This window comes from Breoghania sp. JC706 (assembly GCF_037026715.1).
Lineage (GTDB): Bacteria > Pseudomonadota > Alphaproteobacteria > Rhizobiales > Stappiaceae > Breoghania.
Map to the genome: position 1 here is coordinate 422,372 of NZ_JBANCG010000001.1, position 14,825 is coordinate 437,196.

The window sequence follows — 14,825 nt, forward strand, 5'->3', positions numbered from 1 at the left end:
CCGTCGAATGCCGTCACATTTCCAGGTCACCGTGAGCGGCAGCCGCTCGCGACCCCACCTCATTTGCGATCCGGATATCCAGAACCCGCGACACACCTTACAAACCAATCCTCAGGAACGATCAAGACATGGCCGCACGCCCCGACATCATCTACACCAAGGTCGACGAAGCCCCGCAGCTGGCGAGCGCCTCGCTGCTGCCGATCATCCGCGCCTTCGCGAACGAGGCCGGCATCACCGTCGGGACCAAGGACATCTCGCTTGCCGGCCGCATCCTGGCGGCGTTTCCGGAATATCTGACCGAGGAACAGAAGCAGTCGGACGATCTGGCCGAACTCGGCCAGTTGGTGAAGGAGCCGGACGCCAACGTCATCAAGCTTCCGAACATTTCCGCCTCCGTCTCCCAGCTCAACGCCTGCGTGAAGGAGCTGAACGCGCAAGGCTACAAGATCCCCGCCTATCCGGACGATCCGAAGACGGACGAGGAAAAGGCCATCCGCGCGAAGTTCGACGCGGTCAAGGGCTCGGCCGTGAACCCGGTGCTGCGCGAGGGCAATTCCGACCGCCGCGCGCCCAACGCGGTCAAGGAATACGCCAAGAAGCACCCGCACTCGATGGGGGCGTGGTCAAAGGACTCCAAGACCCACGTCGCCACCATGGGCAAGGACGACTTCTTCGCCAATGAGAAGTCCGTCACCGTTCCGGCCGCATCCGCCGGCAAGGCGAAGATCGAGTTCGTCGCCGAGGACGGTGCGGTCACCGTGCTGAAGGACGGCTTCGCGATCGCCGAAGGTGACGTCGTCGACGGCACCTTCATGAGCGCCAAGGCGCTGTCGAAGTTCCTGAAGAACGAGATCCGGGACGCCAAGGAAAAGGGCGTGCTGTTCTCCGTCCATCTCAAGGCCACGATGATGAAGGTCTCCGACCCCATCCTCTTCGGCCATGTGGTCAAGGCGTTCCTGGAGCCGGTGTTCGTCAAGCACGGGGATGTGCTGAAGGAGGCGGGCGTCGATCCGGACTACGGCCTTGCCGATCTTTATGCCAAGGTCGCGGCGCTGCCCGACGATGTGAAGGCCACCGTGGAAGCCGATATCAAGGCAGCGCTTGATGCCGGGCCGGACATGTATATGGTGAACTCCGACAAGGGTATCACCAACCTGCACGTCTCCTCCGACGTGATCGTCGATGCCTCCATGCCGGCCCTCATCCGCGCCGGCGGCAAGGCCTGGGGCCCGGACGGCAAGGAGCACGACACCAAGTGCGTGATCCCGGATTCATCCTACGCCGGCGTCTACCAGGCGGTGATCGACTATTGCCGCGAGAACGGCGCGCTTGACCCTGCAAAGATGGGCACGGTGCCGAATGTCGGCCTGATGGCGCAGAAGGCGGAGGAATACGGCTCCCACCCGCAGACCTTCAAGATCCCGGCCGACGGCACGGTGCGCATGGTGGATGCGGCCGGCAACACGCTGATGGAGCACGCCGTTGAGGAAGGCGACATCTGGCGTGCCTGCCGCGCCACCGATGCCGCCATCCGCGACTGGGTGAAGCTGGGCGTGACCCGCATGCGGCTTTCCGGCATGCCGGGCATCTTCTGGCTCGACAAGAAGCGTGCGCACGATGCCGAACTCATCAAGAAGGTGGACGAGTACCTGCCCGAGCACGATCTCGAAGGCCTCGACCTGAAGATCATGGCCCCGCAGGACGCGGCGAAGCGTTCCGTGGAGCGCATCGCCAAGGGCGAGGACACGATCTCCATCACCGGCAACGTGCTGCGCGACTATCTCACCGACCTGTTCCCGATCCTGGAGGTCGGCACGTCTGCGAAGATGCTCTCCATCGTGCCGCTGATGGCCGGCGGTGGGCTGTTCGAGACGGGTGCCGGCGGCTCCGCGCCCAAGCACGTGCAGCAGCTTCTGGAGGAAGGGCATCTGCGCTGGGATTCGCTCGGCGAATTCTGCGCGCTCGGCGCCTCGCTGGAGCACCTGTCGCAGAAGACCGGCAATGCCAAGGCGCAGGTGCTGGCCGATGCGCTCGATGCCGCCATCGGCAAGCTTCTCGACGAGGACAAGTCGCCCCGGCGCCGCGTCGGCGAACTCGACAACCGTGGCAGCCACTTCTACATCGCCAAGTTCTGGGCCGAGGCTCTTGGCCAGCAGGACAAGGATGCGGACATGGCCGCGCATTTCGCGCCGATTGCCAAGGCGTTGTCGGAGAACGAGGACAAGATCCTCGCCGAGCTGAACGGTGCGCAGGGGCACGCCGTCGATCTCGGCGGCTACTACCATGGCTCGGCGGAAAAGACCGCCGCCGCCATGCGTCCGAGCGCGACGCTGAACGGCATCATCGGCTGACGGGCTTTCGCTCCACCGCAAGCGATGAACAGGGGGGGGCGGCCGGTGGTCGCCCCTTTTTCGTGAGGCGGGGAGGCGGCGGGCGGCTGCGTGGCGGTGCTGAGAGCGTTTCATGGTCTGGCGGAAGCGGCCGTATCCGCCCCCTCTCCCATGGGGAGAGGGTTGGGGTGAGGGGTGTCGGGTTCACCGTATCCACGAAAGTTCTAAACCCCTCACCCGGCGCTCTGCGCCGACCTCTCCCCATGGGAGAGGTAACTTCCTTTTCGTCCACTTCCGCCAGACCATGAAACGTTCCAACTCCGGCCCGCGCCCACTTTCCAACATCGGCCGGTTGGGCTAAACCCCTCGGCCATGTCCGACACATCCGAAAACCCCGGCACCCCCGAAGAAACCGGCGAAACCGCGTCCACGCCGTCCTCGCTCATCCTGCCGCCCGCCGTCATCCTGTGCGAGCCGCAGCTTGGCGAGAACATCGGCACGGCGGCGCGCGCCATGGCCAATTTCGGCCTGAAGGATCTGCGCATCGTCAACCCGCGCGACGGCTGGCCGTCGGAGCGTGCGGTCGCCGCCGCCAGCCGCGCGACCCACGTCATCGAGGCGGTGAAGGTGTTCGACCGGGTGGAGGATGCGGTCGCCGACCTGCATTTCGTCTTCGCCACCACCGCACGCTCGCGCGAGATCCCCAAGCCCGTGCGCGGGCCGGACGAGGCGGCGGTGACGCTCGTCTCCCACGGCGGGCGCGGGCTTGCGACCGGCGTTCTGTTCGGGCGCGAGCGCTGGGGCCTCAACAACGAGGAAGTGGCGCTTTCCGACGAGATCGTCACCCTGCCGGTCGATCCCACCTACGCCTCGCTCAACATCGCGCAGGCCGTGCTGGTGGTCTCCTACGAATGGCGCAAGCTCGCCACCGGCGGCGTGCTTCCCTTCCATGAAAGCGAGAGCGAACCGGCGACGCGCGAGGAACTGATCCGGCTGTTCGAGCATCTGGAAGGCGCGCTGGACGATGCCAACTACTTCCGCACCGAGGACAAGAAGCCGGCCATGGTGCGCCAGCTTCGCAACATCCTGCACAAGGCGGGCCTTTCCGAGCAGGACGTGAAGACCCTGCGCGGTGTCGTCGCCGCGCTTCAGGGACGCAAGCCGCGCGTGCCGAAGCCCAAGGGCCCGGCGGTCACGCCCAAGGGCTCGCTTCTGGGCGGGGTCAAACCGGAGGCTGCGCCGGCATCCGCCGACCGTGACAGGGAATGACCCGGCCGGTCCTCGTCTTCGATTCCGGCATCGGCGGGCTTTCGGTTCTGCGCCACGTGCGCGCCCAGCAGGCCGAGCTTGATCTCGTCTATGTGGCAGACCACGCCGGCTTTTCCTATTCCGACTGGGCCGAGCCCGATCTCGTCGGCCATGTGGTGGAGCTGATGGGTCGGCTGATCGAGACGCATGATCCGCGTGCGGTGGTGATCGCCTGCAACACGGCCTCCACGCTGGTTCTGCCGGCGCTGCGCGAACAGTTCCGCGTGCCCTTCGTCGGCACCGTTCCGGCCATCAAGCCGGCGGCGCGCGAGACGCGTTCCGGTCTCGTCTCGGTGCTGGCGACGCCCGGCACCGTCAAGCGCGACTACACGTTCGAGCTCATCCGTCAGTTCGCGCCCGACATCGCCATCACGCTGGTCGGCGCCCGTGGCCTGTCGCATCTGGCCGAACGGGTGCTGGCCGGCGAAACCGTTCCGGAAGATGCGATCCGCGCCGAAATCGCACCCGCTTTCGTGGAGCGTGACGGCGTGCGCACCGACACGGTGGTGCTTGCCTGCACGCACTATCCGTTTCTGCAAGACGCATTCGAACGCATCGCACCGTGGCCGGTGACCTGGATCGACCCGGCGCCGGCGATTGCGCGCAGGCTGTCGACACTGATCATGGACGCGCCGGAGGGGGAGGGGGCGACGCGGTATTTCTCGACAAGACCGCCGACCGCGTTCCCCGCCACCTTCGATGCCGCGGGGCGCTGGGAGGAGGCGTGAGGGGAAGGGCAAGAGCAAGGGCTGAGATCTCTCCGTCATTGCCGGCTCCGACCGGCAATCCATGCCGTAATCTCTCCAAATGCACGGATGGCCGTCTTCTTCTCCCTTCGCCCATTTTCCGAGGTCTTGCATCACGGAATGGATTGCCGGTCGGAGCCGGCAATGACGAGAGGGCGGGGGAACGGGCTCTCTTTCGATACCTTCCGCCCTTCCTGCGAACCTTCTCCGCCTTCCCCCATCCCACCGATTTCCCTTGACTTGCCCGCCGTATTCCCCACATAAGGCGCCATCGTTACCGCGTCGCCCCGGCAGCCGGATGCTGCTCGAGTTAGGGGAAAGTCGCGGACCGTGCATTCAGGCGCGGTGTCCAGCGATAGACGCGAGCGGTTCCTCCCCTTTGACGAACTGCGATTATCCCGCCGTGAAGCGGCCAGACGCCTTTTGGCGCGTGGCTTTGCGTGCTCGGCCAAAACCGAAAGTACCTCTTTGACCACATTTACCGATCTCGCTCTTGGCGCGCCCCTCCTGAAGGCGCTTGCCGACGAGAACTATTCCGCGCCCACGCCCATCCAGGCGCAGGCCATTCCCCACGTTCTGGAAGGCAAGGACCTTCTCGGCATCGCCCAGACCGGTACCGGCAAGACCGCGGCCTTCGCGCTGCCGCTTCTCCAGAAGCTTTCCGCCGACAAGGCCCGCCTCGCGCCGCGCGCCACCCGCGCGCTGATCCTCGTGCCGACGCGCGAACTCGCCCAGCAGGTCGCCGACAGCATCACCACCTACGCCAAGTACCTGCGTGTTCGCACCACCGTCGTCGTCGGCGGCGTGTCGATCCGCGGGCAGATCCGGCGCATGGCCACCGGCACCGACGTGCTGGTCGCCACCCCCGGCCGGCTGCTCGACCTGATCGACCAGAAGGCCGTGACGATCTCCGACATTCACACGCTGATCCTCGACGAAGCCGACCAGATGCTCGATCTGGGCTTCATCCACGATCTCAGGCGCATCACCAAGCTGGTGCCGGCGAAGCGTCAGACGCTGTTCTTCTCCGCCACCATGCCCAAGCAGATCGCGGAGCTCGCCTCGGCCTATCTGACCGATCCGGTCGAGGTTTCCGTCGCCCCCGTCGCCACCACGGCGGAGAAGGTCGACCAGCGCGTCATCTTCCTCGACAAGGCGGCCAAGACGGCGCGGCTGCGCGATCTTCTGGCCGAGCGCGACGTGGAGCGCGCGATCGTCTTCACCCGCACCAAGCACGGCGCCGACCGCGTCGTGCGCGATCTGGAACGTTCCGGCCTTGAGGCTGCGGCGATCCACGGCAACAAGAGCCAGGGTCAGCGCCAGCGTGCGCTCGGCGACTTCAAGAACGGCTCGCTGCGCATTCTGGTCGCCACCGACATCGCCGCACGCGGCATCGATGTCGACGGCATCTCGCATGTGGTCAATTTCGATCTGCCGAACGTTCCCGAAACCTATGTCCACCGCATCGGCCGCACCGCGCGCGCCGGGGCTGCCGGCATCGCGATCTCGCTGTGCATTCCCGAAGAGCGTCCGTACCTGCGCGACATCGAGCGGCTGACCAAGCGTGCGCTCGACCTGATGCCGGGCGAGGATGCGGCGTCCGATCCGCGCGGCGAGCCGGGTTTCGGCCGCGAGGGTGGCACGAACAAGAAGGGCCGTTCCGGTCGCGGTCGCGCCCGTGGCGGCGAGGCCCGCAGCTTCGAGGGCCGTGGTCCCCGGCCGGAGCGTTCCGAGCGTCCGGATCGTGGTGAACGTCGTGAAGGCGGCGAACGTCGGACCCGCCCCGAGGGCGAAGCCGGCAAGCCGCGCTTCGGCCGCAACGGCGAGAAGAGCGGCGCCCAGAGCTGGGCCGGCAAGGGCGAAGGTCGTGGCCAGGGCGAGGGCCCGAATCGGGCCCGTGGTGGCAAGCCGCATCGCAAGGGCAACGGCGCGCATACCAACGCATCGCGTCCGCGCGGTTCCAGCGAAGGCCCTGTTCAGTTCGGCGTCTGATGCCGGCCTGACTTTGCCCCCGAAACCAGCCTCTCGCGTCCCCCTCCCCCTTGAGGGGAGGGGTTAGGGGTGGGGGTGAGCTGCTTGCTCCGAATCTGCCGCTCCACCCCCCTCTGTCGGCTTGCGCCGACATCTCCCCCGCAAGGGGGGAGAGGGGAACAAGCGGGAAGTTCGCGCAAACCGGACTTGCAATTCGGCCAGTCCCTCAAGCTTGTGGGCCCCGAAATCCCCTTCCGTGTTTGACAGGCGCGCCGCATTCGACTAGATCAACGGCCGTCCATGCGGGTCCCTCGGGGCCCGCGTGGCATTTCACGCACCCGCGGGACGCGGCAAACGCTTTGCCGTCGTTCCTGTCAGTGTCGCAAACTTCCGCCCACGGGTGGGAAATGCCGGCACAGAGGAGGGCGCGTGTCCTTTCGATAAGAAACAAACCCAAGGACCACGCGAATGTCCAAGCGTCAGAGCTCGAAGTACAAAATTGATCGCCGTATGGGCGAAAACATCTGGGGTCGTCCGAAGTCCCCGGCCAACCGCCGCGAATACGGCCCCGGCCAGCACGGCCAGCGCCGCAAGGGCAAGCTCTCCGACTTCGGCGTGCAGCTGCGCGCCAAGCAGAAGCTCAAGGGCTACTACGGCAACATTTCCGAGAAGCAGTTCCACAAGATCTACGTCGAGGCGTCCCGTCAGAAGGGCGACACCTCCGAGAACCTGATCGGCCTGCTGGAGCGTCGTCTCGACGCCATCGTCTACCGCGCGAAGTTCGTGCCCACGGTCTTCGCCGCGCGCCAGTTCGTCAACCACGGCCACGTCAAGGTCAACGGTCGCCGGGTCACGATCCCGTCCTACCGCGTCCGCGAAGGCGACGTCATCGAGGTTCGCGACAAGTCCAAGCAGCTCGCGCTGGTGCTGGAAGCCGTGCAGTCGGCCGAGCGCGACGTGCCGGAATACATCGTCGCCGACCACTCCAAGATGACCGCCACCTTCACCCGTGCGCCGTCCTTCTCCGAGGTTCCCTACCCGGTGCTGATGGAGCCGAACCTGGTCGTCGAATTCTATTCGCGCTAAGCGACGGGCTCTCGCATCCCCGGATTTCTTCCGGATGCAGCATCCTCAAAGGCCGCCTTCGGGCGGCCTTTTCCGTTTCCGGCCTGGCCGGATCGGGTTTCGGGCTTTGTGCGAACATGGTGCGCTCTGGCGGTGGACCTTGCGCAGTCGATCGGCGTTGTCCATTGCCGCCGACATGTGCGCTGTCTTTGGTCATATCTGGACCGTTGGTCTCCCGGCGCTTCGCGGATCGCGTATATCCGAGGCGACGTAAAGTAACAATAGATTTTATACGAAACAAATACTTATAATACTTTTGTTTAATAGGTATTCAGATACCGGTTTCCGTTACTTACTTCTGGAAATATCGTATTTTAAATTTTAAATTAATCAATGATTAACACGTCACCGTGTAGAAATATGTTCAGGTAATGTACTATTGTAATTATTTCTTATCCTGGGAGGCCGAGCGTGCTGGGACCGGCCACGAAAGAACGTTGCCTGGAGCTTTGCCTGGACCTGTATCTGGACCGTTCTCCGGATAAGGGCGGCGAGGCGATCGCGTCGGAGGCGGAGCGCCGTTCCTGTCTTGCCGTCTGCCATGCCCTGGATACCGCGCGCGAGGAGGAATTCGACCGGCTCGTGCGGCTTGCGCGCGCCGCCTTCGGTGCGCCGATCGCGCTCATTTCCTTTGTCGATGCGCAGCACGAATGGTTAAAGGCGGAGATCGGGCTCGGGATTGCGGAGTTGCCGCGCACCTCCGGTTTCGGCCATCTCGCCATCGCCAGCGACGCACCTCTGGTGATCGCCGATACCGCCGCCGATCCCCGCCTTTCCCGTATCTGCGGGCCCGACGGCCCGGAAGACGTTTCCGCCGACACGTCCGGCAGCAGCCCTGACGGTGGCATGCGGCACGTGCGGGCCTATGCGGGCGCCCCGCTGGTCGTTGCCCCCGGCGTGCGCATCGGAACCATCGCTGTCTGCGACACGCAGCCGCGCGCCTTCACGGCGGGCGAGGTGGAGATGCTCGTCGATCTGGCGCGGGTAGCGGTGGACGGGGTAAGCCTGCGCCGGGCCAAGCGCGAGGCGGAAAACCTCGGCAACCAGCTGCATGCCGCCATCGAGGCGCTGCCCGACGGCTTCATGCTGTTTGACGAAACCGACCGCCTGGTGCTCTTCAATCGCCGCATGACGGAGCTCTATCCGCAGGCGGAAGGCGTCTTCCGTCTCGGCATCACCTATGAGGAGCTGTTCCGCAAGGCCGTCTCGCTGGGCTGGTTTCCCGCAGCCCGGGGCTGCGAGGAAGCCTTCATCCAGGAGGCGCTTGCCTACCATCGCAACCCGGTCGGCTCTATGGAGCAGCCGGTGATCGGCGGCGGCTGGCTGCGCATCAGCGAAACCAAGACCGCCACCGGCGCGACGGTCGGCTTCCGGGTCGATATCAGCGAGCTGAAACGGCGGGAGTCGGAGTTGTTCGAACTGGCCACCCGCGATGCGCTGACCGGCGTCCTCAGCCGGCGCCAGATCCTCGACGATCTGGAGCGCGAGCTGGCGCGGGCCCGGCGCTACGGGCATCGCTGCGCGATCCTGCTGATCGACGCGGACCACTTCAAGCAGGTCAACGACAGGTGCGGCCATCAGGTCGGCGACGAGGTGCTGAAGTCGATCGCCGCGCGCATATCCTCCGCCATCCGCGAGACCGACCACGTCGGGCGGCTGGGTGGCGAGGAGTTCGTCGTGGTGCTCGCCGATACCGATCTTGGCGGCGCGATGGAGACGGCGGAACGGTTGCGCCGGAGCATCGAGGAGATCGTCGTGCCTGTGCGCTGCCCGCGCTCTGGAGCGGCGGAGGCGCCGATGCGGGTCACCGTGTCCATCGGGGTCGCGCAATTGCGGCCCGGGGAAAATGCGGACGACCTTTACGCCCGTGCCGACGCCTCGCTTTACGGCGCCAAGGCCTCGGGCCGCAACCGCGTGGTCTCGTCGCCCGCCACCGACAGGCGGGGCGCCCTGCTCGATTTCGCGGGCTAGCGTGTTTCGTGGTTTGTTGAGGCGGAGCGTGGGGTATATGCGCTCGGGCCATCCTTAAAGACGGCGCTCGCGTTTCTCCTCAAAGTCTGGCCTGGAAATGGTATCGGGCTGTGCACTTTCGACCGTTCCCCCACATGCCCCTCCGCCGTCATCACCCGGCACCCGCTTTCGCGGGCACCGGGTGATGACGATGGAGAGGTATGAAAGGGCGTGAAATTCGCGGCGAAGAACCAGCGGCCATTTCCGGGCCTGTCACTGAGGAGCCGTCGCAGACGCCGTCTCGAAGGAAGGGCCACAGCGCAAGATGCGCGACATCCGTCCTACCGCGAACGGCTCCTGGACGCGATGGCGCTCGGCACGCCCGGCTTTTCATCCCGTTGTAAGTATTCTTACAGAATGCACGTTTTGCCTCGTTTGCGGGCAGATCTTGCGCATCGCGTGGCGTCCTTTCCGTGCCGGAGGCCGCCTGCTTCGCGTTGTCTGTTGAAAATAATGAATAAAGAAGAAGAAGACGCTTCGGCATAATTCATGCAAGTCGAAACTGCAGCGATATACGGCCCGGGGAGGGCTCCTGATTGCTGTCTATGTCCCAATTGACGAAGGTTTAATTCATTATGCGCTAGTTTACGTAACGGAGTTTTGCAGATCCGGCATCCACGACCACACGGATGCCGGAGCAACCCGGGGGTATGGGAGTGATGGCGTTACCCGGCAAGCGGGTGTTGTCCGGCCTTTTGATCGCCTTCGCCGTTGCGGCGGGAGCGTCGGCCCCGGCGCGCCCGGTTGTTGCCGCGCAGCCGCCGCGGCCGCGGGTGGTCTTCGTCAACCCGGGCATGACCGGCGAGGTCTTCTGGACGCTGGTCTCCAAGACCATGCAGGCGGCGGCCGACCAGTTCGGCATCGACCTCATCATCGACACCGCCGAGCGCAACCGGGTGCGCATGAAGCAGCTCGCGCTGGCCACCATTCTCGGCTCACACAAACCCGACGCGCTGGTGCTCGTCAACGAGGAACAGGCGAGCGTCGATCTTCTGGCGGCGGCGGATGCGCAGGGCATCAAGGTCCTGATGCTGCTGAACGACGTGATCGGCGAAGACCGGCAGGCAAGCGGCGAGCCGGGCGAGCGCTACCGCAACTGGCTCGGCGCCATCGTGCCCGACAATCGCGGCGCCGGCCGGCGCATGGCCGAAGCGCTCGGCCGGTTTGCGGACGCGCAGGCGCTGACGGCGGGCGACGGCACGGGCGAGCGTCCGGTGATCGCCCTTTACGGCGACACCGTCACGCCGGCTTCCATTGAGCGCAACGGCGGGCTCGCCGACGTGCTGGCCGCCGGCACGTTCGGACTGAGCCTCGATCATGCGCTGGTGGCGGACTGGGATGCCGGCAAGGCGCACGATCTTGTGGACCGGGTTCTCAAGCGCTATGCGCGCCGGGGCGCGCGCCGCCCGGTCGGCGTGTGGGCGGCGAACGATCCGATGGCGCTCGGCGCGATCCGGGCGCTGCGCGAGAACGGGTTCGCGCCCGGTGCCGATGTCGGCGTCGTCGGGCTCAACTGGTCGCCGGAGGCGCTCGGCGCGATCTCGCAAGGTGCGCTGCTGACGAGCGACGGCGGTCATTTCTTTGCCGGCGCATGGGCCATGGTGGTGCTCATGGACTATTTCGACGGCTTGCACCTGCCGGGCGCCGAGCCGACGATCGCCTTCCACATGCACCCGGTCGATGCGACCAACGTCGCGGCCTTTCGCGCCGCAATCGGCGGTATCATCGAGCGCGGTGCCTTCGACGAGATAGACTTCTCGCGGTTTCGTCTCGGGCGCGACGGCGACCCCGCGTCCTACGATTTCAGTCTCGGGGCACTGGGCGCGGCCATCGCCGGCGAGGATCCCGTCTTCCCCAAGTCCGCGTTCTCTCAACAAGAGTGTCCAGACCCATGCGCCCTGACCTCCGCGCACTGAGCGCCAGGGCCCTGCGCCCCGTGATCTGGCTGCGTGCGCGCCGGCGCGCAAGCTTCGCGTTCCGGTTCTACACGACGCTCATTCCGTGGATCGTCGCGGTCAACCTGCTGGTGGCCGGCGCCGCCTCGCTGTGGGGCCTCGGGCAGGCGGAGCGCACGGTGGCGGCCGCGCGCGAGGACGCGATCCAGTCGCTCGTCTTCGCCATCGCCAAGCCGGTGCACGATTTCGAGTTCGACCACGTCCGCTCGCTGCTCGCCGATTTCCCCCGTTCCGGCTCCATCGAGGCGACCTGGGTCACGGACGATACGGGCTTTGAGGTGGCCCGTGCCGGGCGTACGAACAAGGCGGAGATCGCCGGCGTCGTTGAAATGCCGATCATGCACAGCAAGGCGAATTCGGTCGTCACCGTCGGCACGCTGCATGTGGCCTATTCCAACCGCGAGGTGCGTGCGGTGACGCTGCTGATCGGCCTGCACAGCCTGCTCTTGACGCTGGCGACCACCATCGTCGCGCTGGTCATCACCAGCCGGCTGGCGCAGACCAACGTGATCATGCCGCTCCAGCATCTGGCCGGCGCCATTACGCGCACGCGACATGAGGGCACGCGCCATCGGGTCAATCTGCGCGTCGACGGCGAGTTCGGCACCGTCATCGCCGGCTTCAACGCCATGCAGGCCCGCCTCGACCGCGACGAGCAGGCGCTGCTGGAGATCAACTCGCGACTGCGCCGCGCCGCCAGCGAGGACAGTCTGACGGGCCTGCGCAACCGCGCGGGCTTTGAGGAGGAGGCGACGGCGGTGCTGCTGCAGGCGCGCGCCGCCCGCGCCGGGGTGGCGATGCTGTTCATCGACCTCAACCGCTTCAAGACCATCAACGACACGTTCGGCCATGCGGTCGGCGACGAGGTGCTGCGCAACGTCGGGCGGCGCATCGAGGCCAACGCGCCGCCCGGCGCCATCACCGCCCGGCTTTCCGGCGACGAGTTCGTCGTCATGGTCACAGGCGAGGACGTGGCGGCCACGGCGCCCGATCTCGCCCTCCACCTCGATCGCGAGATCGCCGGCGAGCTTCTCGTGGAGGGGCACCGCCTGCGGCCGGTCGGCTCCATCGGCTTCGTGGCCTCGAACGACGACTATTCGCTCGCCTCCCTGATGATCAAGGCCGACGCGGCGATGTACGACATAAAGAAGTTCGCGCAGGACTGGCCGGCTGACCATGCCGCCGATGCCGGCGGGCCCGGTCGGGACCACGTCGGCACCGAACAGCCGATCCTTCGTCGCCCCGGGCGTGCCGCCACGGTCGCGGAGGAGGGGCTGGCCGGGTAGGGCCCGCCTTCGCGCCGGAACGCCGTGCGCACAGCGCCTGCCTCGCTTCCGTCGCGCCGCAAACCACGGTATAAGCCCGGCCATGGACGCACCCGATCTCATCGACGATCCCGCTGACGCGGCCCTGCCGGCGGAGGCCGAGGACGACGCCTTCACGGGCGGCGACCATCCGCTCTTTGCCGCGGCCCCCTCCAGCACGAACTTCCGCAAGCTGCGCAAGCGGCTCCTGCGCGAGGTGCGCCAGACCATGACGGATTACGCCATGGTCGCTCCGGGCGGTCAGCGGCGGGCGAAGTGGCTCGTGTGCCTGTCGGGCGGCAAGGATTCCTACGCGCTGCTGGCGATCCTTTGCGATCTCCGCTGGCGCGGTCTTCTGCCGGTCGATCTCATCGCCTGCAATCTCGATCAGGCCCAGCCGGGCTTTCCGGCCCACATCCTGCCGGAGTTTCTGGAGCGTCACGGCGTGCCGCACGTGATCGAGCGGCGCGACACCTATTCCATCGTCACGGAAAAGATCGGGGCGGGGCAGACCTACTGCTCCCTGTGCTCGCGCCTCAGACGCGGCCATCTCTACCGCATCGCGCGCGAGCAGGGCTGCGAGGCCATCGTCCTCGGCCATCACCGCGAAGATATCGTGGAGACTTTCCTGCTCAATCTCTTCTACGGCGGGCGCCTTGCCGCCATGCCGCCGAAACTCCTGAACGAGGACGGCGACCTCACCGTGCTGCGCCCGCTTGCGGGTTGCGCGGAGGCCGATCTCGCGCGGTTTTCCAACGCGCTGCAATTCCCCATCATCCCGTGCGATCTCTGCGGCTCGCAGGACGGCCTGCAGCGTCAGAAGATCAAGGAGATGATGGCGGGATGGGAGCGCGAGCAGCCCGGCCGCACGCAGGTGATGTTCCGCGCGTTGGCGAACACGCGCCCGAGCCATCTTCTCGATACGGCCCTTTACGACTTCGCAGGGCTCGCACCCGGTGCGGGCAAGGCAGATAGCGAAGGCGCCGACGGCGATTGCGGCGCGGCCCTGGCGATGACGGCGAAGCTTCTGGGCTGAGGCGAGGGAACGCGTGAACGGGGGCGCCTTGGCGGCTCTCTTTTGCGAGATCCCTTTGTTGTCATCCACCCGGTCGGGACAATCCATGGTTGGACCGGGCAAGGCGCCCATCCTTCGAGACGACCCTTCGGGTCTCCTCAGGATGACGTTGCCGGGTTGAGGGCTTCTTCAAAACCACCAACACACACAACGTCATCCTGAGGAGCACGTGTCAGCGGGCGTCTCGAAGGATGGGCCGCAGCGGAAAGGCCCGCATTCTCCGTGAGTCCACTCCTGAAACGGTCCGGATCCGGGTGATCCCGGGCTCCCCCGCTGTGAAGCGCCTACTGCTTCTTGTTGGCGTCCGGCAGGGCGGCGAGCTTGAGGCCGTCGTCTGAGCCGAGCTTGAGGCCCTTGACGAGGATCGTCATGCTTTCGCGATCGTTCGCGTGGTCGGCGACGACGCCGCCGAAGCCCGAGCAGACCTGATCGTCGGAGGTGTCCTTGATCGGCGTGTAGACAATGAGCTTGGCGCATTCCACCCGGCGCATCTCGACGCTTCCCGGCTGGGCGATCGCGTAGACGGCAAGGGCCATCAGGCAGAAAAGGCCGGCGGATATGCGTTTCATCGTCAAGCTCCCCCGAGCTTAGGGCGGCCGGTATGGCCTTTTTCGTGTCATGGCGGCCCGCAGGAGACAGACCTGCGCACCCTGTCCGCAATCTGTCCGCAATGCCAAACGCCCGCGACTTCGCGGCGTTGTGCCAATCCTCTCGCCAATCCGGCGATTTCTCGGCAAGACCGTGCCATCCCAACCTTGCACGAAGCCTGAAACCGCCATTCATCCTGCATTCATGCTTGGCGATTCTTGCGGCACTGGACAAGCCCGACAGGGATTCCCGGGGGGCAGCCGGCTTTGCCGGGATCACCGTCTTTCCGTCACTCTCCCACTATTTCGCCTGAAAAAACAGGCAAATTCTTCCAATTGCGCCGAAAGAGCATGGGGCCTTGCCGCCTTTCCTGATCGAGACCCGTGTTCTTTCTTGCTTAATGAAAGATT

The 14,825-nt window shown here is 65.8% G+C and carries 10 protein-coding genes; 9 read left to right on the forward strand and 1 reads right to left on the reverse strand.

The features are described 5' to 3' along the window. Nucleotides 1–128: 128 nt before the first annotated feature. The 9 genes from V2L18_RS01800 to ttcA all read left to right on the forward strand — a co-directional run bounded on the left by V2L18_RS01800 (nt 129) and on the right by ttcA (nt 13,788). Nucleotides 129–2,354: an NADP-dependent isocitrate dehydrogenase gene (locus tag V2L18_RS01800; protein WP_336176047.1), complete on the forward strand. Its 2,226-nt coding sequence runs from the start codon at nt 129–131 to the stop codon at nt 2,352–2,354. 351 nt (nt 2,355–2,705) lie between these two features. Beyond that, on the forward strand, nt 2,706–3,602 hold the full coding sequence (locus V2L18_RS01805; RefSeq protein ID WP_336176049.1) for an RNA methyltransferase: 897 nt from the start codon (nt 2,706–2,708) through the stop codon (nt 3,600–3,602). Next, nucleotides 3,599–4,369, forward strand: a complete 771-nt coding sequence (gene murI, locus V2L18_RS01810; protein WP_336176051.1) for a glutamate racemase — start codon at nt 3,599–3,601, stop codon at nt 4,367–4,369. The genes V2L18_RS01805 and murI overlap by 4 nt, the downstream gene beginning before the upstream one ends. Before the next feature lie 486 nt (nt 4,370–4,855). Then, a complete protein-coding gene (locus V2L18_RS01815; RefSeq protein WP_336176053.1) occupies nt 4,856–6,379 on the forward strand; it encodes a DEAD/DEAH box helicase in 1,524 nt (507 codons plus the stop codon). 447 nt (nt 6,380–6,826) lie between these two features. Further along, nucleotides 6,827–7,444 (forward strand): 30S ribosomal protein S4, encoded by a 618-nt coding sequence (gene rpsD, locus V2L18_RS01820; protein WP_336176054.1) that lies wholly within the window; start codon nt 6,827–6,829, stop codon nt 7,442–7,444. Nucleotides 7,445–7,894: 450 nt separating this feature from the next. After that, complete coding sequence (locus V2L18_RS01825) at nt 7,895–9,454, forward strand: diguanylate cyclase (protein ID WP_336176056.1); 1,560 nt, start codon at nt 7,895–7,897, stop codon at nt 9,452–9,454. A 698-nt stretch (nt 9,455–10,152) separates the two neighbouring features. After that, nucleotides 10,153–11,409, forward strand: coding sequence for an ABC transporter substrate-binding protein (locus V2L18_RS01830; protein ID WP_336176057.1), 1,257 nt, complete (start codon nt 10,153–10,155; stop codon nt 11,407–11,409). Beyond that, complete coding sequence (locus V2L18_RS01835) at nt 11,385–12,734, forward strand: GGDEF domain-containing protein (RefSeq protein ID WP_336176059.1); 1,350 nt, start codon at nt 11,385–11,387, stop codon at nt 12,732–12,734. The genes V2L18_RS01830 and V2L18_RS01835 overlap by 25 nt, the downstream gene beginning before the upstream one ends. A gap of 82 nt (nt 12,735–12,816) precedes the next feature. Then, nucleotides 12,817–13,788: a tRNA 2-thiocytidine(32) synthetase TtcA gene (gene ttcA / locus V2L18_RS01840; protein ID WP_336176060.1), complete on the forward strand. Its 972-nt coding sequence runs from the start codon at nt 12,817–12,819 to the stop codon at nt 13,786–13,788. Between the two features lie 323 nt (nt 13,789–14,111). Here the strand turns inward: ttcA and V2L18_RS01845 are convergent, their stop codons facing one another. Continuing rightward, a complete protein-coding gene (locus V2L18_RS01845) occupies nt 14,112–14,396 on the reverse strand; it encodes a hypothetical protein (protein WP_336176062.1) in 285 nt (94 codons plus the stop codon). Between the last annotated feature and the right edge of the window lie 429 nt (nt 14,397–14,825).

Bases quoted from the DNA above. Each gene is read 5' to 3' on its own strand.
- V2L18_RS01800 (WP_336176047.1), top strand. From the start codon at position 129: ATGGCCGCACGCCCCGACATCATCTACACCAAGGTCGACGAAGCCCCG.
- V2L18_RS01805 (WP_336176049.1), top strand. From the start codon at position 2,706: ATGTCCGACACATCCGAAAACCCCGGCACCCCCGAAGAAACCGGCGAA.
- murI (WP_336176051.1), top strand. From the start codon at position 3,599: ATGACCCGGCCGGTCCTCGTCTTCGATTCCGGCATCGGCGGGCTTTCG.
- rpsD (WP_336176054.1), top strand. From the start codon at position 6,827: ATGTCCAAGCGTCAGAGCTCGAAGTACAAAATTGATCGCCGTATGGGC.
- V2L18_RS01830 (WP_336176057.1), top strand. From the start codon at position 10,153: ATGGCGTTACCCGGCAAGCGGGTGTTGTCCGGCCTTTTGATCGCCTTC.
- V2L18_RS01835 (WP_336176059.1), top strand. From the start codon at position 11,385: ATGCGCCCTGACCTCCGCGCACTGAGCGCCAGGGCCCTGCGCCCCGTG.
- ttcA (WP_336176060.1), top strand. From the start codon at position 12,817: ATGGACGCACCCGATCTCATCGACGATCCCGCTGACGCGGCCCTGCCG.
- V2L18_RS01845 (WP_336176062.1), bottom strand. From the start codon at position 14,396: ATGAAACGCATATCCGCCGGCCTTTTCTGCCTGATGGCCCTTGCCGTC.